Source organism: Actinotalea soli (assembly GCF_017565425.1).
Taxonomy (GTDB): Bacteria; Actinomycetota; Actinomycetes; order Actinomycetales; family Cellulomonadaceae; genus Actinotalea; species Actinotalea soli.
In genome coordinates this window covers 178,215-204,039 of record NZ_JAGEMK010000002.1, presented here as the reverse complement: position 1 = coordinate 204,039, position 25,825 = coordinate 178,215, and the positions used below count along the sequence as shown (strand labels likewise).

Genomic DNA, 25,825 nt, shown 5'->3' with positions numbered 1-25,825 from the left:
CCACAGCTGTGAGCAACCCTGGGGACAGCCGCTGCGAACCACAACCTCGTGTCAGAACCTGGGGGTGCCAGGGGTATCCGAGGTTCTGACACGAGGTGGGGCGTCAGCCGACGGCGGCCCACCAGGCGGCGACGCTCGCGTACTTCAGCGCCGCGAGAACCACCAGAAGGACGGCGACGCCGACCGTCGCTGCCACCGCGACCTGGCCGCGGCGTGGTCGGGGGGCGTAGGCGTAAGCCACCCCGAGCACGAGGCCCACGAGGAACCCGCCCAGGTGCGCCTGCCAGGAGATCCCGGGGACCACGAAGCCGAGCACGGCGTTGATCCCGAGGATGACGACGATCTGCCGGGCGTCCCGGCCCAGACGTCGCAGAACGATGAGGATCGCGCCGAAGAGACCGAAGACCGCCCCCGAGGCGCCGACGAGGCCGCGGCCCCACTCGACCGTGGCCGGGCTGGCGAGCAGGGTGACCATGAGGCTCCCGCCGATCGCGGCCAGCACGTAGAGGCTGATGAACCGCCACCGACCGAGGGCCTGCTCGAGGGAGGGCCCGATGATCCACAGGGCGAACATGTTGAACCCGATGTGCAGGAAGCCCGGGCTGTGCAGGAAGGCCGCCGTGAGGAAGCGCCAGGGCTCGGTCTCGCCGAGGAAGGGCGCGAAGATCAGCGCGTCGGTCCATGCGCGACCCAAGGTCTGCTGCAGCACGAAGCTGAGCACGCTGAGGCCGATCAACGTGAGGGTGACCACGGGACGGCCGTCGCGCAGGGTGGCGCCGAAGACGGTCCGCGCCTGCGGGGCGTTGCGGCTGGCCTCGCGCACGCAGTCCACGCAGTGCACGCCGACGGCGGCCTGGACCTGGCACTCGGGGCAGGCTGGGCGGCCGCAGCGCTGGCACCGCACGTAGGAGACGCGGTCGGTGTGCCGGGGGCAGACCGGGACCTCGCCCGGCTCGGGCCCCGCTCCGGGCGCGGACGAGGGCGGCGGGGGCGTGGTCATGCGGCTCCAGCGGGTCGAGGGCATGACGCCCGGCCCGAGGGACCGGGCGTCATGCCGGGGAGTCAGTCCTCGACCGTGACCGAGGTGATGGTGATGTCCTCGACGGGGCGGTCGGCCGCACCGGTCCGGGTGGTGGCGATCGCGTCGACCACGGCCTTGCTCTCGTCGTCGGCCACCGAGCCGAAGATCGTGTGCTTGCCGTTGAGGTGGGGCGTGGGCGTGACCGAGATGAAGAACTGCGATCCGTTGGTCCCACCGACCTCGCCGGTGACGGGGTCGCGGCGCTTGCCGGCGTTGGCCATGGCGAGCAGGTAGGGCTTGTCGAAGACGAGCTCGGGGTGGATCTCGTCGTCGAAGGTGTAGCCCGGGCCGCCCGTGCCGGTGCCCAGGGGGTCACCGCCCTGGATCATGAAGCCCGAGATGACGCGGTGGAAGACCGTGCCGTCGTACAGCGACTCGGTGCGCTCGGCGCCCGAGGACGGGTCCTTCCAGGCCTGGGTCCCCTGGGCCAGGCCCACGAAGTTGCGCACCGTCTTGGGTGCGTGGTTGGGGAAGAGCTCGATACGGATGTCACCAGCGGTGGTGTGCAGGGTCGCGAACATGCTGTCATCCTCGCACGCACCCCTGACGCGCACGTGTCGGGGCGGGAACCCTCGCGCGCGCCGAGCCCAACGGTGGCAACATGGGGAAGAAGTACCTGAGGGACCTGCACGCCGTCCGACCACCGACAGGGAGTCGAAGATGCACATCCGCCGTTCCAGCCGTTCCAAGCAGGCGCGCCTGAAGAAGAAGGCCGCCGGGACAGGCGCCGTCCTCGCCGCGACCTCGGCGCACGCGGGCAAGCAGGCCGGCAAGACGGCGTCGCAGGTGGCCGACCAGGCCAAGGACGCCGCCGTGCACGCCAAGGACTGGGCCACCCCGCACGTGGGTGCGGCCGTCGACTGGGCCTCGCCCCGCGTCGAGAAGGCCTGGCGCGAGAGCGTCAAGGCCGCGGCCCCCCGTGTGGAGAAGGCCGCCGAGCGCGCCGTGCCCGTCGTGGACACCGCCCACGACCGCCTCGTCGACGACGTGCTGCCGAAGCTGGTCGCGGCGCTCAACGCCGCAGCGGCCTCCGCCGCTCTCGGTGCGGACAAGGCCCGCGACGTGACCTCGGCGAAGCTCAACGACCTGGCCCACATCGAGGTGCCGAAGAAGAAGAGCCACAAGGGCGCCAAGGTCTTCTGGTTCCTCACCAGCGTCGCCGCCGTGGCTGCCGCCGTGGCGGCCTGGCGCGCGAGCCGGCCCACCACCGACCCGTGGGCCGAGCAGCCCTGGGACCAGGCAGGACGCCACGAGGCCGGCGGGCGTGACCGCTTCAAGGCCGCGGCGGCGGAGGCCCGCGACGAGCTCGGCGAGGCAGCCGAGGCCGTCGGGGAGGCAGCCGGCGTGAGCGTCGCCAAGACCCGCGAGGCCACCGAGAAGGCGCGCGAGGCGACCGAGAAGGCCGCCGAGAAGGCTCGTGAGGCCACCAGCAAGGCGGCGCCGCGGCGCAAGTCCTCGACCGAGGCCGACGCGACGACCACCTCCGCGGTGCCCACCGCCTCGGACACGGGCAGCACCGAGACGCCCGGCGCGGCTGCCACCAGCACCTCGACCGCAGCCAAGCCGCAGGGTGGCTCGGGCACCAGCGCCGCCAAGACCGGTCGCAGCTCGTCGACCACCTCGGCCGCGTCCAAGCCCACGCCGAAGACGGCGAACCCGAAGGGCACGGGCGGCTCGAGCTCCTGAGGCCGCGGCCGTCCTGGCCGGGACCCACGCTCGCGGGGCTCGCGGTCCGGGCCGACGCACCAGGTCATGACGAGAAGGGCCCCACCCCGTCCAGGGGTGGGGCCCTTCCGCGTGCCCGGAGGCGGCGTCACTCAGGCGGCGTCGCTCAGGCGGCGAGGCGCTCCGCGATCCGGATGGCGCGCTCGGCCAGGTGGTCGAGGGCCGCCGTCGTGCTGTCCTCGAGCGGCAGGTCGCCCTCAGCCCCGGAGACGTGCGAGGCCCCGTAGGGGTTGCCGTCGACGAACTTGAGCGGGTCGGTGTACCCCGGGGGGACGATGATCCCGCCGAAGTGCGCGACCATCGTGTAGATCTGCTGGATGGTGCCCTCCTGGCCGCCGTGCGTGGTCTGCGTGGAGGTGAAGCCCGCGTAGACCTTGTCGGCCAGCCGGCCCTCGGCCCACAGCGGCCCGAGGGTGTCGATGAACTGCTGGAACTGGCTCGTGACGTTCCCGTACCGGGTGGGCGAGCCGAGCAGCACGACGTCGGCCCAGGCGATGTCCTCCGGGCTGGCCTTCGGCTCGTCCCGGATGGCCTCGACGTGCTCGGCCCACGCCGGGTTGCCGTCGATGGCTGCCTGCGGGGCGATCTCCTCGACGTGGCGCCGGCGGACGGTGGCCCCCGTCCCGGTGGCGGCCTTCTCGAGCTGCTCGGCCATGGACTGGAGGTTGCCGGTCGAGGAGTAGTAGATGATCGCGACGTTCGTCATGGGCTGGGCTCCCAGCTGTCGGGGACACGGTCGTCCCACGATCGTGCGGTGCGCAGCGGCCCCCCGCATCTGGGGGCTCAGCCGACGGGCAGCTCCACGGGCAGCCCGAAGGCACGGAACAGGGCGACCCCGAACCAGACCGTCACGTGCGAGACGCCGTCGGGGGAGCCGACCAGGTGCTGGAGCTGGAAGGCCCGGTGCACCCCGTCAGGCTCACGCATGTAGATGGCGACCACCGGTTGACCGTTGGCCGAGCTGCGGATCGCACGCATGTCCCCCGCCCCGCGAGCCGGGCAGCGCGTGGCGATGAGGCGGCCGATGTCCTCGGCGCCGCGGTACCACTCGACGAAGGGCGGCATCTCCCAGACGGCGTCCGCGGTCAGCAGGGTGACGATCCGCGCGACGTCGTACTCCTCGAAGGCCTGGACGTAGCTGTCCAGCAGCTCGCGGGTGCGGGGGTCGGCCTCGTCGAGGGTCGGCTGCTCCGCGACCTGGGCCACGTGCGCCCGGGCGCGCTGCAAGGTGCTGTTGACCGCGGCCACCGAGATCTCCAGAGCCCCGGCCACCTCGGCAGCCCGCCACTTGAGCACGTCACGGAGCAGCAGGACGGCGCGCTGCTGGGCGGTGAGGTGCTGCAGCGCGGCGACGAAGGCCAGGCGCACCGAGTCCCGGTCGACGACGACGCTCGCGGGGTCGGGGGAGGGGGAGCTCCACAGCAGCGAGTCGGGGGCCGGCTCGAGCCACGGGGTCTCCCGGCTCTCGCGCAGCTCGGCGGTGGGATCGGCGGGGGGCTGACCCAGGCCGGTGGGCAGCGGACGGCGGGTACGGCCCTCGAGGGCGGTCAGGCAGGTGTTGGTCGCGATCCGGTACATCCAGGTGCGCAGGGAGGACCGGTTCTCGAAGCCGTGGAAGGCCCGCCACGCGCGCAGGTAGGTCTCCTGGACGAGGTCCTCGGCGTCGTGGACGGACCCGACCATGCGGTAGCAGTGCGCGAGGAGCTCGCGCCGGAGCGGCTCGACCTGGGCGAGGAAGGTCGCCTCGTCGAGCGGGGGTGTCACCTCGGTGGTGGTCACCCGATGAAGGTAACCCGATGAGTCCTGGCCCTGGCAAGGGTCTTCTTGGACAGGTCTCGCGCACTGCGAGCCACCACGAGCGGAGGAGCACCCATGAATCGCATGATCTTCGTCAACCTGCCGGTCAAGGACGTCGGGACGTCGCGCAGCTTCTACACCGGCCTCGGGTTCGGCGTGAACGAGGACTTCTCGGACGACCGCTGCGCCTGCGTCGTCGTCTCCGAGAGCATCTACGTGATGCTCCTGGACCGGGGCCGCTTCGCCGACTTCGTCGACGGGGAGATCGGGGACGCCACCCAAGCCACCTCGGTGATCAACTGCCTCTCCGCGTCCAGCCGTGCCGAGGTCGACGAGCTCGTGCTCGCCGCCGTGGCCCACGGCGGCGCCGAGGGACGCCAGACCGAGGAGGGCCCCATGTACGGGCGCAGCTTCGCCGACCCCGACGGCCACGCGTGGGAGGTCGTCTTCATGGAGATGCCCGACGCCGGGTAGCCGGCCGTGCGGTCCTCCCCGCGCGAGGGCGTCACTGCCAGCGGAAGAACCGCGCCCCCACGGCCGAGCAGACGAGAGTCGTCGCGGCGAGGGCGAGGACCGGGGTCGCGTCGATCCCTCCGCCCGCCCAGGCCGTGCCGAGCACCTCGACCGTCGCCCCGAAGGGCAGCACCTCCCCGACGCGGGCCACCCCGTCGGGGAGGTTGGTCGTCGGCCCGAACATGCCTCCCGTCGCCCCCATCCCGAAGAACAGGACCAGGCCCATGGCCACCGCGGCGTTGCCGCTCGGGGCGACGGCCGCCACGAGCACCCCGAGGGCGTACATCGCCGCCGCGGCGAGCAGTCCGAGGGCGAGGGCGACCCCCGGACGGGCCGGGAGGTTCGCCCCGAACCCGACCACGGCCACCGTCAGGGCCAGTCCGATGCCCACGGCCGCCTGGAGCAGGCTGGTCAGCACCTGGGCGACGAGCACCATGCTCGGGTGGGCAGGGGTGACGGCAAGGCGGCGCAGGACCCCGGTACGGCGGTAGTACGCCAAAAAGCTCGGCATGTTCACGACCCCGATGACGGCGATGACCATCGTGAGCACCAGGGGCAGCACATAGATGTCGAGCACGGTGCGTCCCCCGGTCCCGGGAAGCACGTGGTCGGTCTCGCCCAAGGCGTTCATCACGAGGATGAGCAAGGGCAATCCGACCGGGATGAGGAGCCCGGCCGTGTCACGCACGACCATGCGCACCTCGGCACCGGTCAGGGTCATCCAGGCACGCAGGCCCGGGGCCCGCAGGTGCGCCTCGGTGGTCGGGCTCATCGGTCCACCTCCGTGTCAGGTCCGGCCTGGCGGCCGGTCAGTGCGAGAAAGGCGTCCTCGAGGGTGGGGCGCTCGACGCTCGCTCCCGTGACGACCACCCCGTGCCTGGTCAGGGAGGTGCTGACCGCTCGCTCGAGATCGCCTCGGCCGCGCACCACGACCCCGCGGCCTCGCACCTCGACCTCCTCGACCTCGGGCAGGGCCCGCAGCAGGGCCGCGTCGAGGCCGTGCTCCGCGTCGAAGCGCACCCGTTGCGGGAGCGCCGCCCGGGCCACAATCGTGGCGGGGCTGCCGGTCGAGGCCACCCTCCCGGCGTCGAGCAGGGCCACCTGGTCGCAGAGCCGCTCGACCTCGTCCATGTGGTGACTCACCAGGAGGACCGTGACCCCGTCCGCCCGGAGCCCGTCGACCAGGCCCCACACCTCACGGCGCGCCTCGGGGTCCAGCCCGGTGGTGAGCTCGTCGAGGATCACCACCCGGGGACGGCCGATGATCGCGAGGGCGATCGACAGTCGTTGCTGCTGACCGCCGGAGAGCTTCTCGAACCGTGTCCCCGCGCTGCGGCCCAGCCCGACGGCCTCGAGAGCTGCCGCCGGGCCGAGGCCCGACCGGTACAAGCTGCGGTAGAGGGTCACGAGCTCGAGGGCGGTCAGGGCGCTGTGCAGCTGACTCTCCTGGAGCTGCACCCCGAGCACCTGCCGCACCGCGCGGCGGTCCCGCCGCGGGTCCAGGCCGAGCACGCTGACCCTGCCGCGGTCGGGCTCGCGCAGCCCCGCGGTGATCTCGACCGTGGTGGTCTTGCCGGCGCCGTTACGCCCGACCAGCCCCATGATCGAGCCCTCGGGCACCGTCAGGCTCACCCCGGCCACGGCCGTGGTGGACCGGTACGTCTTGTGCAGGTCGTGCATCTCGATCGCGGACATGTGCCCTCCTTCGCTCCGGACCGACGCTAGGCGCGGGCAGTGCCGCGCCACCGGTGCCGGGGGTCACCTCCGCGGGGCATGACTTCTGGCAGGGTCGCGGTCTGGAGCTCGCGCCGTAGGGTGCGGGGATGGCGCGGTTCGACGCGGATGTCTGGTCGGGGATCCTCGGCACCGTCATCTGCGCGGCCGTGGGCGTCCCCGTGGTGGTCCTCGTGGCACAGGGCACCGAGATCACCGTGGGCCCTCCGGCGCTGTGGTTCGTGGTCTTCGGCGGGTTCCTCGCGGCCCTCGTGACGGGCACCTGGTTCGAGGGAGGGCTCCACCGCTGGCGCGCCCGGGCGATCTTCGGGGTGCAGGTAATCCTCGGCGCCGCCGCCGTGCTTCTCGCGCCGCGGGCGGGGTTCTTGCCCATCGTGCTCGTCTTCACCTCGGCCCTGAGCTGCTACGTGCTGACTCGCCGGGAGACCACCGGTCTGGTGGTGCTCAACACCGCGGTGGTGGCTCTGGCCGTCTCGACGGGGCCCGCCGGGCCGCTCGAGGTCGTGCTCTCCGCTGGCCTCTACCTCCTGCTCCAGAGCGCGAGCGTGCTCAGCGTGCTGGCCTTCCAGCGCGAGGAGCGGTCCCGACGCGAGCTGGCCGAGGCGCACGTCGAGCTGCGGGCGGCGACAGCGCTGCTCGAGGAGTCCTCCCGCGCCGCCGAGCGCCTACGGATCTCCCGGGACCTGCACGACCTGCTCGGGCACCAGCTGACCGCCCTGACCCTCGAGCTCGAGGTGGCGAGCCACCAGAGCACACCGCCCGCGAGCGAGCACGTGACCCGTGCGAGCCGGATCGCCCGCGAGCTCCTCGCCGACGTGCGCACGACCGTCGGCGAGCTCCGACGCCGGACCCCCGACCTGACGGCCGCCCTCGAGGCCCTGGTCGCCGACCTGCACGAGCCGACCGTCCACCTCTCCGTCGAGAGCCCGCCCGCCCTCGACGAGGAGACCACGACCGTGCTGCTGCGGTGCGCCCAGGAGGTCGTCACCAACGCGATCCGCCACTCCGAGGCCACGAACCTGTGGATCGAGATCGCCCAGGACGAGCAGGGCGGCACGCTGCTGACGGCCTGGGACGACGGGCGAGGGGCGCACCCGGTTCTGCTCGGTCACGGTCTGCGCGGCCTCACCGAGCGCATCGAGGGCCTGGGCGGCCGCGTCGTCCTCACCGGCGACCATGGCTTCCGGGTCAGCGCCGTGGTGCCGACGGCATGATCCGCGTCGGGCTCGTCGACGACCAGACGCTGGTCCGCCAGGGGATCCGCAGCCTCCTCGAGCTCGCTGAGGGGGTCGAGGTCGTCGCCGAGGCCGAGGACGGGCACGCCGCGCTGGTCCTGGTCGCCGAGCACACCCCAGACGTCCTGCTGCTGGACCTGCGGATGCCCGGCCTGGACGGCATCGGCACCCTCGAGGCCCTCCGTGACCAGGGCGAGGACCTCCCCGTACTCATCCTGACCACCTTCGACGACGACGAGCTCACCCTCCGTGCCCTGCGCGCCGGGGCCAGGGGGTACCTGCTCAAGGACGTGACCCTCGACCAGCTCGTCGGCGCCATCCGGCAGCTCGCGGCGGGTGGGACGCTCATCCAGCCCGCGGTGACCGACCGGCTGCTGCGGGCCGTCGGTCGCGGCGAGGTCCCCGCCGCCGCGGAGGACGGCTCTGCCGGGCTGGTGCAGCCCCTCACCGATCGCGAGGTGGACGTGCTGCGGATGATGGCCGGGGGCTACAGCAACCGGGAGATCGCCGAGGCGCTCTTCCTCGCCGAGGGGACCGTGAAGAACTACGTCTCGAGCGTGCTCCTCAAGCTCGGCACCAGGGATCGGACGCGTGCGGTGCTGCGTGCCCTGCACCTCGGCCTCCTCGCTCCCTGAGCGCGGCTCGCCAGGTCGTGATGCTCAGGGCAGCTGCACCTGCTGCGGCTCGCCGTCGAGGACGAGGGGCACGAACTCACCGCGGGCGCTGACCTCGTAGTCCCCGCGCCACCCGCTCACGGTGACACGTCCGGCGTCGTCGGTGCGCAGCGGGGTGGGGGAGAACCACCACTCGTCCTTGATGAGCCGGCGCAGCACCTCGTAGGCGGGCTTGGGGGTGCCGTCCTGGCGGACGAGGCCCGCCGGGGCGCCCAGCCACGCGCCGTCGTCGGTGATGCCCCAGTAGGTGATGGACTCGACCGACGGGTGGGAGAGCAGGGTGCGGTAGTGCCGCTCGATCTCCTGGGCCTGACGTTCCTCGCCGGCCGGGGTCGAGGGCCAGTGGTCGACCTGGTGGTCGTTGAGGTCCTCGATCTCGGGGGGCATCAGCTCACCGGAGAGCAGGGTCGACTCGGTGAGGTGCAGGGGCAGGCCGTAGCGCGAGAACCGCTCGAGGATCGCGAGGGTCTTCTCCTCGCCCCAGTAGCCCTGGTGCATGTGGCTCTGCAGGCCCAGGACGTCGACCTGCACCCCGGCCTCGAGGACTCCTTCGAGTAGGCACTCGTAGGCGGTCGAGAGGTCGAAGTCGTTGAGCAGCAGGGTCGCATCAGGGTTGGCAGCACGCGCCTCCTCGAAGGCGAGGCGGACCGTCTCGATGCGTCCCTTCTCTCGGCACAGGCGGGTGATGCCGTTGTCCTCCTTGTCGAAGACCGGCATGATCACCGCCTCGTTGATCGCGTCCCAGGTGTCGATCAGGCCGGCGAAGTCCGTGACCTCGCGCCGGATGCGCTCCCGCTGCACCTGCTCGATCTCGCTGGTGCTCAGCTCGAGGAGCCACGGCGCCGTGACGGTGTGCCACAGCAACGGGTGGCCCTTGACCGTGACCCCGCGGTCGACGAACCACTGCGCCGCACGCAGCAGACGTCCGGTGGCCGGCCTGCCGCGCACCGGCTCGAAGGTGCCCCAGTAGAAGGGCAGGGTCGCGGTGCTGAACACGTCGAGCCAGAGCAAGGCGAGGTGCTCGAGCTCGGCGGTGCGGGCCGCGTCATGACCTGGTGCGCCCGCAGCGCTCGGCGCCGGCCCTCCGTCGGCGAGGTCCACGAGGTCGAACCCGATGTTGCCGAAGCCGAAGGCATGGCGATGCTGGGTGACTGTGACCTCGGTCTGCGGCAGGGGCTGGCCGTCGGGGCCCAGCACGGTGACCGTGCTGCGCAGGGTGCGGTGGCTCAGGGACGGGTCCGGGCTGACGGTGACCGGTGCGCGCATGGTGTCCTCCTCGTCGAGTGGCGCCCATGATGCCACGTTCCTCGAATCGATTCGAAGGAGTCGAGCCCTTAGCCTCGACCCATGGACCGCATCCCGCTGACCGACCACGACGACAGGTCCCCCCGGTGAACCGGGCTCTCCTCTTCACGGCCACCACGGGCTACCGTCACGACTCGATCGAGCGCGGAGCAGCGGTGCTGTCGGCGCTCCTGACCGACCTGGGCCTCGAGGTGGACCACACCGAGGACCCGGACGTCTTCACCCCGATCGACCTGACCCGCTACCGACTCGTCCTGTGGCTCTCGGTCTCCGGGGACGTGCTCAGCCCCGCCCAACGCTCCTGCCTGGCGAGGTGGCTGGCCGACGGCGGGGCGTGGCTCGGCGTGCACGCGGCGGCCACGGCTGAGCCCACCTGGCCCGAGTTCGAGCGCATCGCCGGGGCACGATTCCTCCAGCACCCCGAGATCCAGGACGCGACGGTCGACGTCGTGGAACCGACCCACCCGTCGACCGCCCACCTGCCGGCGCGGTGGTCCTGGACGGACGAGTGGTACGACTTCGTCGCGCACCCCTCCGAGGACCACACGGTGCTGCTCACGGTCGACGAGTCGACCTACGAGGGCGGGACCATGGGGGAGAAGCACCCGATCGCCTGGTCGGGCCGCTACGGCACCGGTCGCACCTGGTACACCGCGCTGGGCCACGCCGCCGAGAGCTACGAGGACGAGGCCTTCGTCGCGCACCTGCGCGGCGGGGTGGACAGCGTGCTCGAGCCCTAGCCGTCCAGGGTGGCGTGCCGTGCCTGCTGCATGCGCGCGGCGGTGACCGCCGCGTCGTCGTCCGTCCAGCTGCGCTGGACGCTGCCCTCCAGGACGCGCAGCATCGGCACCCAGCCGGCCCAGCCGGGGGCTGACCATCCGGGCGCGGGGCTGAGGTGCGTGATCGCGTCATACCTGTCGATCCGGACGCGGTCCCAGGCGTGGATCACCAGACCGTCGCCCAGGCTCAACCCGACGTGGCCCCAGTTCCGACGCCGACCGGCGAGGGTGCCGTCGCAGTCGTAGAAGGCGAGCACGCCCCTGGGTGGCTCATCCTGCCGGTCCGAGCAGTGGTACAGCACGGCTGACGCATGGGCATCATCACCGCCGAACACCTCGAGGTCGTTCGAGCGTTCGATGGCGTCCTCGACGAAGGCGAGGCACCGCGTGCCGTACGCGGTCGAGCCGAGTCGTTGCGTGGCCCAGGCGATGGCGTTCTCCACCACGCCATCGAGATCGTTTCGCATCTCGGCGAGGCTAGCTCGGCCCTGCGCCACCCGACACGTGTATTTCCCGACGCTCGTGCGCTACGCCGAACCCTCGACGGCGTACACGAGCCTGGCGAACTGCCCGACGGCCGTCGCGGAGACGAGCCGCAACCGGGACGAGGTGATGCGCCGAGGGAGCAGAGGTGCCCCGCCGGTCAACGCCACGGGCGCCACCGAGAGCGCGATCTCGTCGAGGGCGCCGATGTCGAGGAACTGGCCGGCGAGGTCACCACCACCGACCACCCAGACGTCCCGCGCTCCCGCTGCCGCACGGATGGCCGGCAGTGCGTCGGCCACCGCACCGGACACGAAGCGGACGTCGGCTCCCGCAGGCACCGGGAGCTCACGGGTGGTGAAGACGAAGGTCGGCTTCTGCCCGTGGAACTCAACCCAGCGCTCCGGGTTGGCGAGGACGTCCTGCTCGGCGAGGATCCACTCGTAGGTGGTCGATCCCTCGACGAGCACCCCGGCGTCCGAGGGAAACAGACCCTCGTCCGGAGCGTCCCCGTTCTCGACCTCGAAGAGCCAGGCCAGGGAGTTCTGCTCGTCGGCGATCCACCCGTTGATCGTCGTCGCGGTGTCGAACACGATGCGTCCCATGGTGGCGACGCTACGCCCGGGGACCGACACTCCTGCGGGTTCTCCCCGGGTCCTCAGGGCAGGTCGATGGTCCAGCGACCACGGTGGTTGACACTCACCATGGACGGTCCCGGGGAGAGCTCGCCGGCGAAGTCCGCCTCGGCCACCTTCTCGGCGATGGTCTCGCGCGTCCCGCTGTCCCCGGTCCGGCCACCGCCCGAGGCGATCTCCGTGATGGACATGCCCACCTCGGTGTCGGGCTTGCTGCCCACGTACGGCCCACCGGGCCCGCTGTAGAGGTAGATGCGCGTACCCTCGCCCTCGCTGGGCAGCGGATCGGCCGCGGCCGCGGGAAGCACGGTGATCTCCCACCGGCCGTCCGCCTCGATGCGCAGGCTGGAGGGCGGATCGTTGATCCCGGACCACCCCGTCTCACCGTCGAACTCGCCCGGATCGGCCGTGAGCAGCTGCGCCCACGTGTCCAGCAGGATCATGTAGCCCTCGCCGGCGTCGTCCTGGGCCCACACCACGATCGGCTCGGACCCTCCCGTATAGGTCACACGAATGATCCCGAAGGACGCCGCGGTGACCTCTGCGGGAAGCTCGACCTGGCCGTCCCCTTCTCCCTCGGCATCGACCGGCGCGAACGTCCCGTAGCTCTCCTCGGCCCAGGCCGTCGCCGCCTCCTGCTGGGAGGCCCCGTCGCCCGAGGCCTCCGTCGAGCCCGAGGCCGCGGGGTCGACAGGATCGGCGGGGGTGGCTGCGGGCTCTCCGGAGGTCGACGGCGAGGAGGTCTCTCCGCGCGCCCCTCCGCAGGCGGCCATGAGGACGACGGCGAGCAGGACTCCCACGGTCTGGGCCGCGCGGCGGTTCACCGTGAGCGACCGACCTGCGGATCGGGGACCGGGCATGGTCGCGACTCCTTGCGTCCCGCGGCACCCTCGAGGCGCCGACCGTGGGTGGAGCCAAGGGGACTCGAACCCCTAACCCCCTGCTTGCAAAGCAGGTGCGCTACCAATTGCGCCATGGCCCCGTGCGGCCGGGGCCGCGGGTCTCCGAGCCACAGGCCCGGAGCGATCTGAGGTCACGCGATGTCGTCGGTGACCTCGGTCCAGAGGTCGCGCTCGTCGCGGTCCTCCGCGTAGGTGCGCCACACGACGTAACCGGCCGCGCTGGCGAGCAGCACGATCAGGAGCTTCTTCATCGTTCCTCCGGATCCATCGTCAGGAGTGGGCCTAAGAGGACTTGAACCTCTGACCTCTTCCTTATCAGGGAAGCGCTCTAACCGTCTGAGCTATAGGCCCCTGCGCACGATGATGCTGCGCGCGCCGCACGAGACTACCCCAGTGATGGGGTCGCCCCCAAACCGTCAGTCGTCGGTCAGGGTGAGGTGGATGCCCCCGACCAGGGCCGCGACGATGTTGTAGAGGAAGGCCCCGATGGTCGACAACGCCGTCAGGAGGACGATGTCGACCACCGCGATGAGCATCGCCAGGGCGATCACGCGGTCGAAGGCGACGTACTCGAGCAGGTTGAAGAAGTCCGGAGACCCGGTGACCTCGGCGATGGTGTCGTTGACCTGGGAGAAGATCGCCAGCTCGTCGAGGGTGAACCAGACGACCGCGGAGGCGACCACGATCATGATGCCGATCGCGAAGGACAGCAGGAACGACAGCTTCATGACCGACCACGGGTCGATGCGGGAGACCGCGAGGCGCACCCGACGCGGTCCGCCAGCGGCCTGCGGCTCCTCCTCGACCGTCGTCGTGCGGACCGTGCGCGCGGTCGTCGCCGAGGTCGCCGTCCGCGCGGTGCTCTCCGAGGAGGGCAGGGCGCTGCGAGCCGACTCCGCGGCGCTCCGTGCAGCGTTCTTGACCCGATCGCCGACCGACGGACCGGTCGACGTGGTGCTGCCCGTGCTCTGCTCGCCGGTGGGCTCTGCCGGAGCCTTCGGCCCGGCGGCCTTGCCTGCGGCCGGCCCGCCTGCTCCGGACGTCGCACCGGTCGACGGTGCCTTGGCCCCGGCAACAGGGGCGGACGCCGGACGGGCACGAGGGGCGTCGGTCTTGCCGGTCGAGGCCTCCTTCGGCTTGGTCGACGGGCGACCGCTGGGCCCTGCTGGCTTCTTGGGGGCGATCGAGGGTGGCTTGGGCCCGTCCGTGCTCATCGCTCTCCCTCGTTCGCTTCCGGCTCGACGGCCTCGTCCTGCTGATCGATCTGCTGCTCGTCCGTGGTCTCCGCGTCCACGGTAGCCGCATCGGGCGCGAGGTTCCGCTCCACGTTGCGTGCCACCGCGAGGATGCGGTCGCCGTTGTCGGGCTTCGCGAGGATCACGCCGGTGGCGTCGCGCCCGTGCACAGGGATCTCGCCCACCTGGGACCGGACCACCTTGCCGCGTTCCATGACCACCAGGACCTCGTCGTTCTCCGCTGCCATGAGCGCCCCGACCAAGGACCCGCGGTCGTCGGGGAGCCGCGCCGCACGCACCCCGAGCCCACCGCGCTTGGTACGGCGGTAGTCGAGGTTGCCGTCGGCGTTGACCCGGTGCATGTCGGAGCGCTTGGCCGTGCCGCCGTCGGTCACGGTCACCAGGTAGGAGTCCGGGCTGATGACGTCCATGGCGAGGAGCTCGTCCTCCTCGCGGAACTTCATGCCGGTGACCCCGGAGGTCGCACGGCCCATGGGGCGGAGCTGATCGGCGGTCGCGTGGAAGCGCACGGCCTGACCCTTGCGCGAGACCAGGACCAGCTCGGAGTCCTCGTGGACCAGCGCCGCGGAGACCAGCTCGTCGGCCAGGCCCTCCTCGTCCTCGCGGAGGTTGATCGCGATGAGGCCGCCCGTGCGGTTCGAGTCGTACTCGGAGAGTCGGGTCTTCTTGACCAGACCGCGGCGCGTGGCCAGCACCAGGTAGTCCGCGACCTCGTAGTCCCGCAGGTCGAGGACCTGCGCGATCTGCTCCCCGGGCTGGAAGGCCATGAGGTTGGCGACGTGCTGGCCCTTGGAGTCACGGCCGCCCTCGGGCAGCTCGTAGGCCTTGGCCCGGTAGACGCGACCGAAGTTGGTGAAGAACAGCAGCCAGTGGTGGGTCGTGGTGACGAAGAAGTGCTCGACCACGTCGTCGGCCCGCAGCTGGGCGCCGCGCACCCCCTTGCCGCCACGCTTCTGCACCCGGTAGCTGTCGCTGCGGGTGCGCTTGGCGTACCCGCTGCGGGTGATGGTGACGACGACCTCCTCCTCGGCGATGAGGTCCTCCATCGAGACCTCGCCGTCGAAGGGCAGGATCTCCGTGCGACGCTCGTCGCCGTACTTCGCGACGATCTCCTCGAGCTCGTCACCGACGATGTCCCGTTGACGCTGGGGGCTGGCGAGGATGTCCTTGTAGTCGGCGATCTTGACCATCAGACCGTCGTACTCGTCGGTGATCTTCTGCCGCTCGAGGGCCGCGAGCTGGCGCAGCTGCAGGTTGAGGATGGCTCGGGCCTGGATCTCGTCGACCTCGAGCAGGTCCATGAGCCCGTCGCGGGCCTCCTCGACGGTGTTCGACGCGCGGATCAGCGCGATGACCTCGTCCAGGGCGTCGAGGGCCTTGAGGTACCCGCGCAGGATGTGGGCGCGCTCCTCGGCCTGGCGCAGCCGGTAGGTGGTGCGTCGCACGATGACGTCGAGCTGGTGGGTGACCCAGTGCCGCACGAAGGCGTCGATGCTCAGGGTCCGCGGCACGTCGTCGACGAGGGCGAGCATGTTCGCCCCGAAGGTGTCCTGCAGCTGGGTGTGCTTGTAGAGGTTGTTCAGCACGACCTTCGCGACGGCATCCCGCTTGAGGACGACGACGAGGCGCTGGCCGGTGCGGCCCGAGGTCTCGTCGCGGATGTCCGCGATGCCCTGGACCCGACCCTCCTTGACCAGGTCGGCGATCTTGGCCGCGAGGTTGTCGGGGTTGACCTGGTAGGGCAGCTCGGTGACGACCAGGCAGATGCGGTTCTGGATCTCCTCGACGGTGACCACCGCGCGCATGGTGATCGAGCCGCGCCCCGTGCGGTACGCGTCCTCGATGCCACGCCGGCCCAGGATCGTCGCCCCGGTGGGGAAGTCCGGCCCGGGGATCCGCTGGATGAGAGCCTCGAGGAGCTCTTCCTTCGTGGCGTCCGGGTTCTCGAGGTGCCACTTCACGCCGGCCGCGACCTCGCGCAGGTTGTGCGGCGGGATGTTGGTCGCCATGCCGACGGCGATACCCGCGCTGCCGTTGACCAGCAGGTTCGGGAAGCGCGAGGGCAGGACCGAGGGCTCCTGCGTGCGGCCGTCGTAGTTGTCGCGGAAGTCGACGGTCTCCTCGTCGATGTCCCGCACCATCTCCATGGCCAGGGGCGCCATCTTGCACTCGGTGTACCGAGGGGCGGCGGCGGGGTCGTTGCCGGGGGAGCCGAAGTTCCCCTGCCCGGAGACGAGCGGGTAGCGCAGGGACCAGTCCTGCACCAGGCGCACCAGGGCGTCGTAGATCGCCGTGTCACCGTGCGGGTGGTACTTGCCCATGACGTCGCCCACGACGCGGCTGCACTTGGAGAACTGACGATCGGGCCGGTAGCCGCCGTCGTACATCGCGTACAGGACACGGCGGTGCACGGGCTTGAGGCCGTCCCGGACGTCGGGCAGTGCCCGGCCCACGATGACGGACATCGCGTAGTCCAGGTAGGACCGCTGCATCTCGAGCTGCAGGTCCACAGGGCTGATCCGGTCGGTGATGACACCCACCGGGATCTCGCCGGGGATCTCGCCCTCGGGAGGAGTCTGCTCGGTCACGCTGGTCTACCTCGTTCTGTCGGGGGGTGCTGCTGGGAGGACCGTGCTCGCGCCTCAGATGTCGAGGAAGCGGACGTCCTTGGCGTTGCGCTGGATGAAGGAGCGGCGGGACTCGACGTCCTCGCCCATGAGGACCGAGAAGATCTCGTCGGCCGCGGCGGCGTCGTCCAGGGTGACCTGGAGGAGCGTGCGCTCGTCGGGGTCCATGGTGGTCTCCCACAGCTCCTTGTAGTCCATCTCGCCCAGGCCCTTGTAGCGCTGGATCCCGTTCTCCTTGGGGATCCGCTTGCCCGTGGCCTGGCCCTCGGCGAGGAAGGCGTCCCGCTCGCGGTCGGTGTAGACGTAGTTGTGCGGGGCGTTGGACCACTTGAGCTTGTAGAGAGGCGGCTGCGCCAGGTAGACGTGGCCCTTCTCGATGAGCGGCCGCATGTACCGGAAGAGCAGGGTCAGCAGCAGGGTCGAGATGTGCTGGCCGTCGACGTCGGCATCGGCCATCAGCACGATCTTGTGGTACCTGAGCTTGGCGAGGTCGAAGTCCTCGCCGATACCCGTCCCGAAGGCGGTGATCAGCGCCTGGACCTCCTGGTTGCCCAGCGCACGGTCCAGCCGGGCCCGCTCGACGTTGAGGATCTTGCCGCGGATCGGGAGGATCGCCTGGGTGCGGGGGTTGCGCCCACGGACAGCCGAGCCGCCGGCCGAGTCACCCTCGACGACGAAGACCTCGCACTCGACGGGGTTGTTCGACTGGCAGTCGCGCAGCTTGCCGGGCATGCCCCCGGACTCGAGCAGTCCCTTGCGCCGCGTGGCCTCGCGAGCCTTCCGCGCGGCCAGGCGGGCCTGGGAGGCCTGGATCGCCTTGCGGATGATGTCCCGCGCCTCGTTCGGGTGCGCGTCGAGCCAGTCGCCGAGCTGCTCGTGGACCACCTTCTGCACGAAAGTCTTGGCCACGGTGTTGCCGAGCTTGGTCTTGGTCTGACCCTCGAACTGCGGCTCACCGAGCTTGACCGAGATGACGGCGGTCAGGCCCTCGCGGACGTCGTCCCCGGTCAGGGCGTCGTCCTTCTCCTTCAGGAGGTTCTTCGCCCGGGCGTACCTGTTGACCAAGGTGGTCATCGCCGCGCGGAAGCCCTCCTCGTGGGTGCCTCCCTCGGTGGTCGAGATCGTGTTGGCGTAGGTGTGCACCGACTCGGAGTAGGCACCGGTCCACTGCAGCGCGATCTCGACCGAGATCTTGCGCTCGGTGTCCTCGGCCTCGACGTCGATGACGTCCGGGTGGATCAGCTCGACCTTCTTGGCGCTGTTGAGGTGCTTGACGTAGTCGACCAGGCCGCCGTCGTACCGGTAGGTCACCGAGCGCGCGGTCCCGCCCGAGGGCGCCGTCGTCTCGGCGACCTCGTCCTCGGCGTCGTGGGAGTGGTCGGGCTCGGTGACCTCGTCCTCGGTGCCCGTGTGCTCGGGACGCTCGTCGGTCAGCGTGATCTGCAGGCCCTTGTTGAGGAAGGCCATCTGCTGGAAACGAGCCCGGAGGGTCTCGAAGTCGAAGTCGACGGTCTCGAAGATCGAGTCGTCGGGGTAGAAGGTCTGCGTGGTGCCGGTCTCCTGGGTCGCCGCGCCACGCTCGAGCTCACCCACGGGCTTGCCGCCGTCGGCGAACCGCTGGGTCCAGACGTGCCCGTCACGCTTCACGACCGTCTCGACCCGCGTGGACAACGCGTTCACGACCGAGATGCCCACGCCGTGCAGGCCGCCCGAGACCGCGTACCCGCTGCCGCCGAACTTGCCGCCAGCGTGCAGGATCGTCATGACGACCTCGACGGTCGGGCGCCCCTCGGTGGGGTGGATCGCGACCGGGATCCCGCGACCGTCGTCGCTGGTGCGCACACCGCCGTCGGCCTGGAGGGTGACCTCGATGTGGCTGCAGTACCCGGCGAGGGCCTCGTCGACCGAGTTGTCGACCACCTCGTAGACCAGGTGGTGCAACCCGCGCGGTCCGGTCGAGCCGATGTACATGCCAGGACGCTTGCGCACCGCCTCGAGCCCCTCGAGGACCGTGATCGCGCTGGCGTCGTAGCTGTTGCTCGAGCCGTTCGCCGCGGGGGTCGGAGGAGTGCTTCCGGACGGTGTCGAGCTCTGGTCAACCACGGGCGCGGGTGCTCCTTCAGGTGTCGCGCGCGCGGACGCGAGGCCGGGACCGACCCTGCCGCACGCACAGGTGTTCCCGGCGGCGTCGGAGACGGGCACGCGGATGATGGGCGCGCTCGTCGTTCGGGCGTCCCACCCCCCGCACGTCTCCGAGCGCCAGGAATGACAACCGTCAGTCTACCCCGTGACGCCGCTCAGAGCGGCGTCCACGCCCATCCGGCGCGCTAGGGATGCGCGAGGGTGATCCGGAGGTATCGAGGATCGCGCGGGAGGCTCCCAGGGGCCTTCCCGCCGATGGGCGATCTTCGTCCACCCGTGACCGGGCGCGGTCAGCTCAGCCGTAGGTGTCGCGGGGTCCCCGCCCCGGGACCCGACGCTGGCCGCGCTTCCAGCTCGGCCCCGACGGACCCAGCACCTGGACCTCGACGACGACGTCGGGCCCGACCTCCTCGGCGAGCCGGCTCAGCAGGGTGGGACCCAGCAGACGCAGGTTGGTGGCCCACGTCGTCGAGTCGGTTCGCACCACCAGCACCCCGTCCTCGAAGGTCTCGGGCGTGCAGTGGTCGGCGACCTGGTCGCCCACCACCTCCCGCCACCTCCCGACCACGCTGCCCACCGAGAGCTCGGTGCGCCAGCCACGCTCGGCCGCCAGCCGCGAGAGGGTGTCGCCCAGCAGGGCGGGGTCACGCCCGTCTCGCCCGGCCCCCGAACGCTGGTCGGCCACGGGATGGCGTCGTCCCGGCTGACCCGGGCGGAAGCCCCTCGCCCGAGCCGCTGCCTTGGCACGGTTGAGGGAGGCCCGGGCCACCTCGGAGGCAGGGGTCAGACCGAGCTGCTCGGCGACGGGACGTGCCGGGTCCCAGTGGTCGGTCGTCGATCCCACGTGCTCGTCCCGATCTGCCGGCCCCTCACCGGGGCCGCTGCTCGGCGGGTTCGCCGGGTCGGTCGGGTCGGTGGGCGGACCACCCTCACCGGACACGGGTCACCTGCCCACCCATGACGTCGATCCGCGCCCCGTCGAGCTGCTCGGGCACGTCCTCCGCGACGGCCGCCGTGACGAGCACCTGCTCGGCCTTGGCCACGAGGGTCGCGAGCCGGCCTCGGCGCCGGGAGTCCAGCTCGGCGAAGACGTCGTCGAGGATGAGGACGGGCTCGGCACCATCCCCCCAGCCCGAGATCCCCGTCTCGTCCTCGGGGGTCCCGTGGGTCAGCAGCTCGTAGGAGGCGAGGCGGAGCGCGAGGGCGTAGGACCACGACTCCCCGTGGCTCGCATAACCCTTGGCGGGCATCCCACCCAGGTGGAGCAGCAGGTCGTCACGGTGCGGGCCGACGAGGTTGACCCCGCGCTCGATCTCCTGACGCCGCATCCTGCTCATCGCCTCGAGCAGCTGTGCCTCGAGCAGCTCGATGCTCACGTCCAGGTGGGGGACCCCGGGCTCGTCGAGGGGGGAGGGGGCGGGACGACCGTCGTCCACACTGGCCTCGAGGGAGGACCGGTACCCCAGGACCGCGGCGCCCTGACCGTCACTGACCTGCTCGTATGCCCGCGCCACGTGCGGGCGCAGCTGGTCGACGAGCCGGACACGGTTCCGCAGGATCTGGGCACCGATCTGCGCGAGCTTGGCATCCCACACGTCGAGGGTGCGCAGGTCGGGTGCGGAGTCCTCGGCTGATCCTCCGCGGCGGCCCCCACGCCGGGCCGCGCCGGCGGACTTGAGCAGGGCACCTCGCTGACGGAGCACCCGGTCGTAGTCGCTCAGCACGGCCACGATGCGTGGTGAGACCTGCACCGCGAGTTCGTCGAGGAGGCGACGCCTCCCCTCAGGGTCCCCCTTGACCAGGGCGAGGTCTTCGGGGGCGAAGAGCACCGTCCGCAGGATGCCGAGGACGTCACGGGGGCGGCGCACGGGGGAGCGGTTCACCTGCGCCCTGTTGGCCTTCCCCGGGTTCAGCTCGAGCTCGACCAGGGTCGACCTGTCGTTCCGGTCCGCCCGGAGCCTGACGACGGCGCGCGACGCGCCGGCCCGCACGAGGGCGGCGTCCGAGGAGACGCGGTGGCTGCCCAGCGTGGCGACGTAGCCGACCGCCTCGACGAGGTTGGTCTTGCCCTGCCCGTTGGGACCGACCAGGGCGCTGACCCCGGGCTCGAGCGGGAGCTCGACCTGCTCGTAGGACCGGTAGTCGGTCAGGGAGAGATGGCTGACGTGCACTACGCGTCGCCCGCGGGGCGGACCGCGTGACCTCCGAACTGCTGGCGCAGCGCGGCCACGGCCTTCATCGCCGGGGAGTCGACCTGGCGCGAGGAGAAGCGCGCGAACAGGGCGGCCGAGATCACCGGGAGCGGAACGGCCTGGTCGATCGCCTCGTCGACGGTCCACCGGCCCTCACCCGAGTCCTCGACGTAGTCGTCGATGGACCCCAGCTGCGGGTCCTCCTCGAGGGCTGCGACGAGAAGGTCGAGCAACCAGGAGCGGACGACGGTCCCCTGGGTCCAGGCCTTGAGGGTGCCCGTGACATCGGTGACGATCTCCTGGGCCTCGAGCAGCTCGTACCCCTCGGCATAGGCCTGCATCAGCCCGTACTCGATGCCGTTGTGGACCATCTTGGCGTAGTGACCTGCACCGATGGCCCCGGCGTGCACGAACCCGTTGGCCCTCTCCCCGGGCGGGCGCAAGGCGTCGAAGACGGGCATCAGGTGCTCGACGTCGTCCTTCTCGCCGCCCGCCATGAGTCCGTAGCCGTTCTCGAGGCCCCACACCCCGCCCGAGACGCCGACGTCGACGTAGCGGATGCCGCGCTCGGCGAGCTGCTCGGCGTGCTTGCGGTCGTCCAGGAAGTGCGAGTTCCCACCCTCGATGACGATGTCGCCCTCGGCGAGGAGATCCGCGAGCTCGGTCACGACCCCCCGGGTGACGTCACCCGCGGGCACCATCACCCACACGGCGCGCCGACCAGCGGGCAGCGTCTCGACGAGGGCGGCGAGGCTGGCGACGTCCGAGACCTCAGGGTTGGGGTCGTAGCCGGTGACCTCGAGGTCGTGGTTGCGCAGTCGCTGACGCATGTTTGCGCCCATGCGACCCAGTCCGACGATTCCGATGTGCATGCGGGGCACCTCCTGGTGCGCGGCTGCTGGTGCCGGTTGGCGCGGGAGCGCTCAGCTGGCGAAACGGATGGGCACCAGCAGGTAGCGGTAGCTCGAGTCGTCATCCCCGTCGAGGGCGGCCTGCCCGGTGAACTCGACAGGCTTGTTGGGATGGGTGAAGGACATCCGGACGAACTCGGTGCTCAGGGCACCGAGCCCGTCGAGCAGGAACTGGGGGTTGAAGGCCACCGTGATGTCCTCGCCGGTGAGAGCCGCCTCGAGGGCCTCCGAGGCCTGGGCGTCGTCGCCCTGCCCGGCGTTCAGGACGACCTGACCCTCGGAGAACGCGAGCCTGATCGAGGTGTTGCGCTCGGCCACCAGGGCCACGCGCCGAGAGGCTTCGGTGAGCGCCTGCCGGGAGACGACGGCGTGGATCGGCGTCTCGTCGGGGAAGAGACGCCGCACAGCGGGGTAGTCCCCGTCGACCAGCAGCGAGGTGGTGTGACGTCCTCCGGCCTCGAAGCCGATGAGGTCGACCCCGGCACCGGTCGAGAGGGCAACGGTGACCTGCTCCGAGCTGCCGAGGGACTTCGCGGCGTCGGACAGGGTGCGGGCCCGGACGAGGGCGATCGACTCGTGCCCGGGGGTGGCCGGGGTCCAGCTCAGCTCGCGCAGGGCGAGGCGGTACCGGTCGGTGGCGAGGAGGGTGATCTTCTCCCCCTCGATCTCCATCCTGACCCCGGTCAGGAGCGGGAGGGTGTCGTCCCGGCTCGCGGCGACGGTGACCTGCGCGACGGCCTCGGTGAGCTCGGGCCCGGCGATCGTCCCGACCACCGCGGGCATCGCCGGCAGGGCCGGGTAGTCCTCGACGGGCATGGTCAGCAGGGTGAAGCGGCTGGCGCCGCAGGTGACGGTGACCTTCGAGCCCTCGAGGACCACGTCGACGGGCTTGGCCGGCAGCGCCCGGGAGATCTCGGCGAGGAGCCGACCGGAGACCAGCACCGTGCCGGCCTCGACGACGTCAGCAGCGATCTCCGACCTGGCGGAGACCTCGTAGTCGAAGCTCGAGAGCTGGACGAGCCCGTTGGCGTCGGCCTCGAGCCGGACGCCGGCCAGGACCGGGACGGGAGGCCGGGTCGGCAGCGACCGGGCGGTCCAGGTGACGGCCTCCGCCAGGACGTCACGATCGACCCTGAACCTCATGTCGCATCCCTCTCGCCCAGCTGGTACGGCTCCTGGCAGCGCAGCACGACACGTGCGGGCCTGCCGAGCCCTGATCTGTGAGCACAGTACGCGAGACCGGTGTTCTGCGGGTACGGCGCAGGACGACCGTAGCGGGCGCAGGGATCTGGTGCGTGGGGACCGGAGTCCGGGTTCGCGCCCCGTCCCCATGAAGGCGCTGTGGATCTCCATGGATAACAAGATTCGTCGTTGTCATCGGTGGTGTGGAGTGTGTGGACATCCTGTCCGCGTGCAGGTCACCAGGCCCGGCGGACTGTGGAGCGCTTGAGGACGGCGCTGTCGACAGGACGCTCGGTCGGTGGATCGTGTGATTCCGTTCATCGGCCGTCCACCGAAATGCCAAGTTCTGTCCACAGCAGGCTGTGGGGCGGTCCACCGACGTCCACAGGGATGTCCACAGGTGTGAACAGTCGTCCTATGGGTGGGTTTCACCCACGGTGCTGCTGCTTGATCCGGTTCGTGAGCTCGGTCACCTGGTTGTAGATCGACCGCCGCTCCGCCATCAGCTCGCGGATCTTGCGGTTCGCGTGCATGACCGTGGTGTGGTCGCGGCCACCGAACTGCTGGCCGATCTTGGGCAGGCTCATGTCGGTCAGCTCGCGGCACAGGTACATCGCGATCTGACGCCCGGTGACCAGGACACGGGACCGTGAGGACCCGCAGAGGTCGTCGATGGTCAGGCCGAAGTAGTTGGCGGTCTGGGCGATGATCGCGGCTGCGGTGATCTCGGCGGTGTCCTCGTCGGTGATGAGGTCCTTGAGGACGATCTCCGCCAGGGCGAGGTCCACGTGCTGACGGTTGAGGTTGGCGAAGGCAGTCACCCGGATGAGAGCGCCCTCGAGCTCGCGGATGTTCGTCGAGATCTTCGAGGCGATGTACTCCAGCACGTCGTCCGGGGCCTGGAGCCTCTCGTTGCCGGCCTTCTTGCGAAGGATCGCGATGCGCGTCTCGAGGTCGGGCGGCTGCACGTCGGTGATGAGACCCCACTCGAAGCGTGACCTCATCCGGTCCTCGAAGCCGTTCAGCTGCTTGGGCGGCAGGTCGGAGGTGATCACGACCTGCTTGTTCGTGTTGTGCAGCGTGTTGAAGGTGTGGAAGAACTCCTCCATCGTCTGCTCTTTGCCCTGCAGGAACTGGATGTCGTCGATGAGGAGCAGGTCGACGTCGCGGTACCGGCGCTGGAACGCCCCGGCCTTGCCCTCGCTGATCGAGTTGATGAAGTCGTTGGTGAACTCCTCGGAGTTCACGTAGCGCACCCGGACCCCTGGGTACAGCGAGAAGGCGTAGTGGCCGATGGCGTGCAGCAGGTGGGTCTTGCCCAGGCCGGAGTCCCCGTAGATGAACAGCGGGTTGTAGGCCTTGGCGGGTGCCTCGGCCACCGCGACGGCTGCAGCGTGGGCGAAGCGGTTGGAGGATCCGATGACGAAGGTCTCGAAGAGGTACTTCGGGTTGAGGCGAGCCGGCTCGACCGGCGGCCGCTGCGACGAGGACCTGCCGTGGGGTGCTTCGTCGAAGGGGGTCCGCTCAGCCGAGGAGCGACGACGGGGGCGGTCCTCCTCGTCGTCGTCGAAGGCGCTGTCCCGGCGGGATCGCCGGTCATGGTCGCGGTCGTCGCGGTGGTCGCGCTCCTCGTCGTGGCGGCGACGCGAGCTCTCGCGGTCGGAGCGGTCTCCGGGACCTGGCTCGGTGTCGCGAGGATCACCATGGGTCGATGCGGTCTGGGCGGACGGGGTCCGGCTGTCGGCATCCTCGAGGGACGGGTCGACGGTCACCGCGAAGCGGGCGTCGACACCGAGGACGTCGCTCAACGCCGTGGTCAGCTCGTTGCGCACCCTGGACTCGAGGTAGTCCTTGGTGAAGTCGTTGCCGACGGCGAGGAGGACGGTGTCGTCCAGCAGACCGACGGGCCGGACCAACCTGATGAAGGCCAGCTGCTGTGCGCTGGTCGAGGGATCGGTGGCGATCTGTCCTACTGCTCGGTCCCACACCTGGGCGATCGAGACGTCCTGTGCTGGCACGGGGGAGCTCCATAGGTCTGCGCGGCGGGCGGGGATCCGCCTCGCACCCTGGCATGGTGCGGCACGATCCACATAGTTGTCCACAAGCTGTGGGCTCGCGCGATACCAGATCCGCGGACGGAGGACGAGGGGGCCGTCGTGGTGTCCCTGCGCACGGCGAGCCGATCCTCGTCAGAACCGTCCGGGGAGCTCCTCGGTAGTCTCGGAGTGTCGGACCACGACGAGGACGGATCCCGATGGATGATCAGGGGTTCGCCCACGGAAGGGTCCTTCTGCCGCCGGCGGCTGGTCGCAGGTTTGACCGGCGCGCCGGTCGCGCGTACCGTTGCACAGCCGTTCGTGACGGCCTCAGTCTGCGTGCCCACAGGCGGCCACGACACCGTGATGACGGATGTCGTGACCGTGTGCAGGTCACGATCCCGGGCCGAGGACGACGGGCGCAACCTCGTGTCCGTCCTCCGACGGCGACCTGAACCAACCTTTGTGGAGTCTGACGTGTCGAAGCGCACCTTCCAGCCGAACAACCGGCGCCGGGCCAAGACCCACGGCTTCCGTCTGCGCATGCGCACCCGGGCCGGCCGCGCGATCCTCGCCGCTCGTCGGCGCAAGGGTCGCTCCGAGCTCTCCGCCTGAT

At 70.8% G+C, this 25,825-nt stretch carries 25 protein-coding genes and 2 tRNA genes; 6 read left to right on the top strand and 21 right to left on the bottom strand.

Features of this window, described 5'->3' with window-relative positions; all coding sequences use genetic code 11:
* Nucleotides 1-103: 103 nt before the first annotated feature.
* Nucleotides 104-1,000, bottom strand: coding sequence for a rhomboid family intramembrane serine protease (locus J4G33_RS05210; protein ID WP_208054875.1), 897 nt, complete (start codon nt 998-1,000; stop codon nt 104-106).
* A 62-nt stretch (nt 1,001-1,062) separates the two neighbouring features.
* Nucleotides 1,063-1,602 carry a peptidylprolyl isomerase gene (locus J4G33_RS05205; protein ID WP_208054874.1) on the bottom strand — a complete coding sequence of 180 codons (540 nt, stop codon included), beginning with the start codon at nt 1,600-1,602 and terminating at the stop codon, nt 1,063-1,065.
* Nucleotides 1,603-1,741: 139 nt separating this feature from the next.
* Here J4G33_RS05205 and J4G33_RS05200 point away from each other — a divergent pair, with 139 nt between their 5' ends.
* Nucleotides 1,742-2,767, top strand: a complete 1,026-nt coding sequence (locus J4G33_RS05200; RefSeq protein ID WP_208054873.1) for a hypothetical protein — start codon at nt 1,742-1,744, stop codon at nt 2,765-2,767.
* 145 nt (nt 2,768-2,912) lie between these two features.
* Here J4G33_RS05200 and J4G33_RS05195 read toward each other — a convergent pair whose 3' ends face one another.
* On the bottom strand, nt 2,913-3,512 hold the full coding sequence (locus J4G33_RS05195; RefSeq protein ID WP_208054872.1) for a flavodoxin family protein: 600 nt from the start codon (nt 3,510-3,512) through the stop codon (nt 2,913-2,915).
* A 77-nt stretch (nt 3,513-3,589) separates the two neighbouring features.
* On the bottom strand, nt 3,590-4,585 hold the full coding sequence (locus tag J4G33_RS05190; RefSeq protein WP_307793758.1) for a sigma-70 family RNA polymerase sigma factor: 996 nt from the start codon (nt 4,583-4,585) through the stop codon (nt 3,590-3,592).
* A 93-nt stretch (nt 4,586-4,678) separates the two neighbouring features.
* On the opposite strand from J4G33_RS05190, the gene J4G33_RS05185 reads away from it, so the two are divergent.
* On the top strand, nt 4,679-5,077 hold the full coding sequence (locus J4G33_RS05185; RefSeq protein ID WP_208054871.1) for a VOC family protein: 399 nt from the start codon (nt 4,679-4,681) through the stop codon (nt 5,075-5,077).
* 31 nt (nt 5,078-5,108) lie between these two features.
* Here J4G33_RS05185 and J4G33_RS05180 read toward each other — a convergent pair whose 3' ends face one another.
* Nucleotides 5,109-5,888 carry an ABC transporter permease gene (locus tag J4G33_RS05180; RefSeq protein WP_208054870.1) on the bottom strand — a complete coding sequence of 260 codons (780 nt, stop codon included), beginning with the start codon at nt 5,886-5,888 and terminating at the stop codon, nt 5,109-5,111.
* Nucleotides 5,885-6,811, bottom strand: a complete 927-nt coding sequence (locus J4G33_RS05175; RefSeq protein WP_208054869.1) for an ABC transporter ATP-binding protein — start codon at nt 6,809-6,811, stop codon at nt 5,885-5,887. Before J4G33_RS05175 ends, J4G33_RS05180 begins: the two co-directional genes overlap by 4 nt.
* A gap of 128 nt (nt 6,812-6,939) precedes the next feature.
* Here J4G33_RS05175 and J4G33_RS05170 point away from each other — a divergent pair, with 128 nt between their 5' ends.
* Nucleotides 6,940-8,064, top strand: coding sequence for a sensor histidine kinase (locus J4G33_RS05170; protein WP_208054868.1), 1,125 nt, complete (start codon nt 6,940-6,942; stop codon nt 8,062-8,064).
* On the top strand, nt 8,061-8,720 hold the full coding sequence (locus J4G33_RS05165) for a response regulator (RefSeq protein WP_208054867.1): 660 nt from the start codon (nt 8,061-8,063) through the stop codon (nt 8,718-8,720). Before J4G33_RS05170 ends, J4G33_RS05165 begins: the two co-directional genes overlap by 4 nt.
* Nucleotides 8,721-8,744: 24 nt before the next feature.
* Here the strand turns inward: J4G33_RS05165 and J4G33_RS05160 are convergent, their stop codons facing one another.
* On the bottom strand, nt 8,745-10,025 hold the full coding sequence (locus J4G33_RS05160; RefSeq protein ID WP_208054866.1) for an endo-1,4-beta-xylanase: 1,281 nt from the start codon (nt 10,023-10,025) through the stop codon (nt 8,745-8,747).
* 125 nt (nt 10,026-10,150) lie between these two features.
* Here J4G33_RS05160 and J4G33_RS05155 point away from each other — a divergent pair, with 125 nt between their 5' ends.
* A complete protein-coding gene (locus tag J4G33_RS05155) occupies nt 10,151-10,804 on the top strand; it encodes a ThuA domain-containing protein (protein ID WP_208054865.1) in 654 nt (217 codons plus the stop codon).
* On the opposite strand, the gene J4G33_RS05150 is transcribed toward J4G33_RS05155, so the two are convergent.
* From J4G33_RS05150 to dnaA, 14 genes are all read right to left on the bottom strand, one after another.
* Complete coding sequence (locus J4G33_RS05150; protein ID WP_208054864.1) at nt 10,801-11,310, bottom strand: C40 family peptidase; 510 nt, start codon at nt 11,308-11,310, stop codon at nt 10,801-10,803. The genes J4G33_RS05155 and J4G33_RS05150 overlap by 4 nt on opposite strands.
* Before the next feature lie 60 nt (nt 11,311-11,370).
* The gene (locus tag J4G33_RS05145) at nt 11,371-11,931 is read right to left on the bottom strand and encodes a dihydrofolate reductase family protein (RefSeq protein WP_208054863.1); all 561 of its coding nucleotides are present in this window, start codon (nt 11,929-11,931) and stop codon (nt 11,371-11,373) included.
* Between the two features lie 53 nt (nt 11,932-11,984).
* On the bottom strand, nt 11,985-12,821 hold the full coding sequence (locus J4G33_RS05140) for a hypothetical protein (RefSeq protein ID WP_208054862.1): 837 nt from the start codon (nt 12,819-12,821) through the stop codon (nt 11,985-11,987).
* 49 nt (nt 12,822-12,870) lie between these two features.
* A tRNA-Ala gene (locus tag J4G33_RS05135) sits at nt 12,871-12,943 on the bottom strand.
* Nucleotides 12,944-12,994: 51 nt separating this feature from the next.
* On the bottom strand, nt 12,995-13,114 hold the full coding sequence (locus J4G33_RS17005) for a DLW-39 family protein (protein ID WP_243758629.1): 120 nt from the start codon (nt 13,112-13,114) through the stop codon (nt 12,995-12,997).
* A 26-nt stretch (nt 13,115-13,140) separates the two neighbouring features.
* A tRNA-Ile gene (locus tag J4G33_RS05130) sits at nt 13,141-13,214 on the bottom strand.
* Between the two features lie 65 nt (nt 13,215-13,279).
* Nucleotides 13,280-14,077 carry a DUF3566 domain-containing protein gene (locus tag J4G33_RS05125; protein ID WP_208054861.1) on the bottom strand — a complete coding sequence of 266 codons (798 nt, stop codon included), beginning with the start codon at nt 14,075-14,077 and terminating at the stop codon, nt 13,280-13,282.
* A complete protein-coding gene (gene gyrA / locus J4G33_RS05120) occupies nt 14,074-16,707 on the bottom strand; it encodes a DNA gyrase subunit A (RefSeq protein ID WP_372434987.1) in 2,634 nt (877 codons plus the stop codon). The genes J4G33_RS05125 and gyrA overlap by 4 nt, the downstream gene beginning before the upstream one ends.
* Before the next feature lie 54 nt (nt 16,708-16,761).
* The gene (gene gyrB, locus J4G33_RS05115) at nt 16,762-18,762 is read right to left on the bottom strand and encodes a DNA topoisomerase (ATP-hydrolyzing) subunit B (protein WP_372435028.1); all 2,001 of its coding nucleotides are present in this window, start codon (nt 18,760-18,762) and stop codon (nt 16,762-16,764) included.
* A 421-nt stretch (nt 18,763-19,183) separates the two neighbouring features.
* Entirely contained in the window at nt 19,184-19,732 is a 549-nt protein-coding gene (locus J4G33_RS05110) for a DciA family protein (RefSeq protein ID WP_307793757.1), read from the bottom strand.
* Nucleotides 19,733-19,817: 85 nt separating this feature from the next.
* Nucleotides 19,818-21,059 (bottom strand): DNA replication/repair protein RecF, encoded by a 1,242-nt coding sequence (recF, locus tag J4G33_RS05105; protein ID WP_208054859.1) that lies wholly within the window; start codon nt 21,057-21,059, stop codon nt 19,818-19,820.
* Nucleotides 21,059-21,961: a phosphogluconate dehydrogenase (NAD(+)-dependent, decarboxylating) gene (gene gnd, locus J4G33_RS05100; protein WP_208054858.1), complete on the bottom strand. Its 903-nt coding sequence runs from the start codon at nt 21,959-21,961 to the stop codon at nt 21,059-21,061. Before gnd ends, recF begins: the two co-directional genes overlap by 1 nt.
* A gap of 42 nt (nt 21,962-22,003) precedes the next feature.
* Nucleotides 22,004-23,134, bottom strand: a complete 1,131-nt coding sequence (dnaN, locus tag J4G33_RS05095) for a DNA polymerase III subunit beta (protein ID WP_208054857.1) — start codon at nt 23,132-23,134, stop codon at nt 22,004-22,006.
* Between the two features lie 467 nt (nt 23,135-23,601).
* Nucleotides 23,602-25,191: a chromosomal replication initiator protein DnaA gene (dnaA, locus tag J4G33_RS05090; RefSeq protein ID WP_372434986.1), complete on the bottom strand. Its 1,590-nt coding sequence runs from the start codon at nt 25,189-25,191 to the stop codon at nt 23,602-23,604.
* Between the two features lie 495 nt (nt 25,192-25,686).
* Between dnaA and rpmH the strand changes: the two genes are divergently transcribed.
* Nucleotides 25,687-25,824, top strand: coding sequence for a 50S ribosomal protein L34 (gene rpmH, locus J4G33_RS05085; RefSeq protein ID WP_013885212.1), 138 nt, complete (start codon nt 25,687-25,689; stop codon nt 25,822-25,824).
* The last annotated feature ends 1 nt before the right edge of the window (nt 25,825 follow it).

Coding starts and splice junctions, on each gene's coding strand:
- J4G33_RS05175 (WP_208054869.1), bottom strand. CDS start 6,811: ATGTCCGCGATCGAGATGCACGACCTGCACAAGACGTACCGGTCCACC.
- J4G33_RS05165 (WP_208054867.1), top strand. CDS start 8,061: ATGATCCGCGTCGGGCTCGTCGACGACCAGACGCTGGTCCGCCAGGGG.
- J4G33_RS05210 (WP_208054875.1), bottom strand. CDS start 1,000: ATGACCACGCCCCCGCCGCCCTCGTCCGCGCCCGGAGCGGGGCCCGAG.
- J4G33_RS05180 (WP_208054870.1), bottom strand. CDS start 5,888: ATGAGCCCGACCACCGAGGCGCACCTGCGGGCCCCGGGCCTGCGTGCC.
- J4G33_RS05140 (WP_208054862.1), bottom strand. CDS start 12,821: ATGCCCGGTCCCCGATCCGCAGGTCGGTCGCTCACGGTGAACCGCCGC.
- J4G33_RS05145 (WP_208054863.1), bottom strand. CDS start 11,931: ATGGGACGCATCGTGTTCGACACCGCGACGACGATCAACGGGTGGATC.
- J4G33_RS05200 (WP_208054873.1), top strand. CDS start 1,742: ATGCACATCCGCCGTTCCAGCCGTTCCAAGCAGGCGCGCCTGAAGAAG.
- dnaN (WP_208054857.1), bottom strand. CDS start 23,134: ATGAGGTTCAGGGTCGATCGTGACGTCCTGGCGGAGGCCGTCACCTGG.
- J4G33_RS05160 (WP_208054866.1), bottom strand. CDS start 10,025: ATGCGCGCACCGGTCACCGTCAGCCCGGACCCGTCCCTGAGCCACCGC.
- J4G33_RS05150 (WP_208054864.1), bottom strand. CDS start 11,310: ATGCGAAACGATCTCGATGGCGTGGTGGAGAACGCCATCGCCTGGGCC.
- J4G33_RS17005 (WP_243758629.1), bottom strand. CDS start 13,114: ATGAAGAAGCTCCTGATCGTGCTGCTCGCCAGCGCGGCCGGTTACGTC.
- J4G33_RS05195 (WP_208054872.1), bottom strand. CDS start 3,512: ATGACGAACGTCGCGATCATCTACTACTCCTCGACCGGCAACCTCCAG.
- J4G33_RS05205 (WP_208054874.1), bottom strand. CDS start 1,602: ATGTTCGCGACCCTGCACACCACCGCTGGTGACATCCGTATCGAGCTC.
- J4G33_RS05125 (WP_208054861.1), bottom strand. CDS start 14,077: ATGAGCACGGACGGGCCCAAGCCACCCTCGATCGCCCCCAAGAAGCCA.
- J4G33_RS05185 (WP_208054871.1), top strand. CDS start 4,679: ATGAATCGCATGATCTTCGTCAACCTGCCGGTCAAGGACGTCGGGACG.
- J4G33_RS05170 (WP_208054868.1), top strand. CDS start 6,940: ATGGCGCGGTTCGACGCGGATGTCTGGTCGGGGATCCTCGGCACCGTC.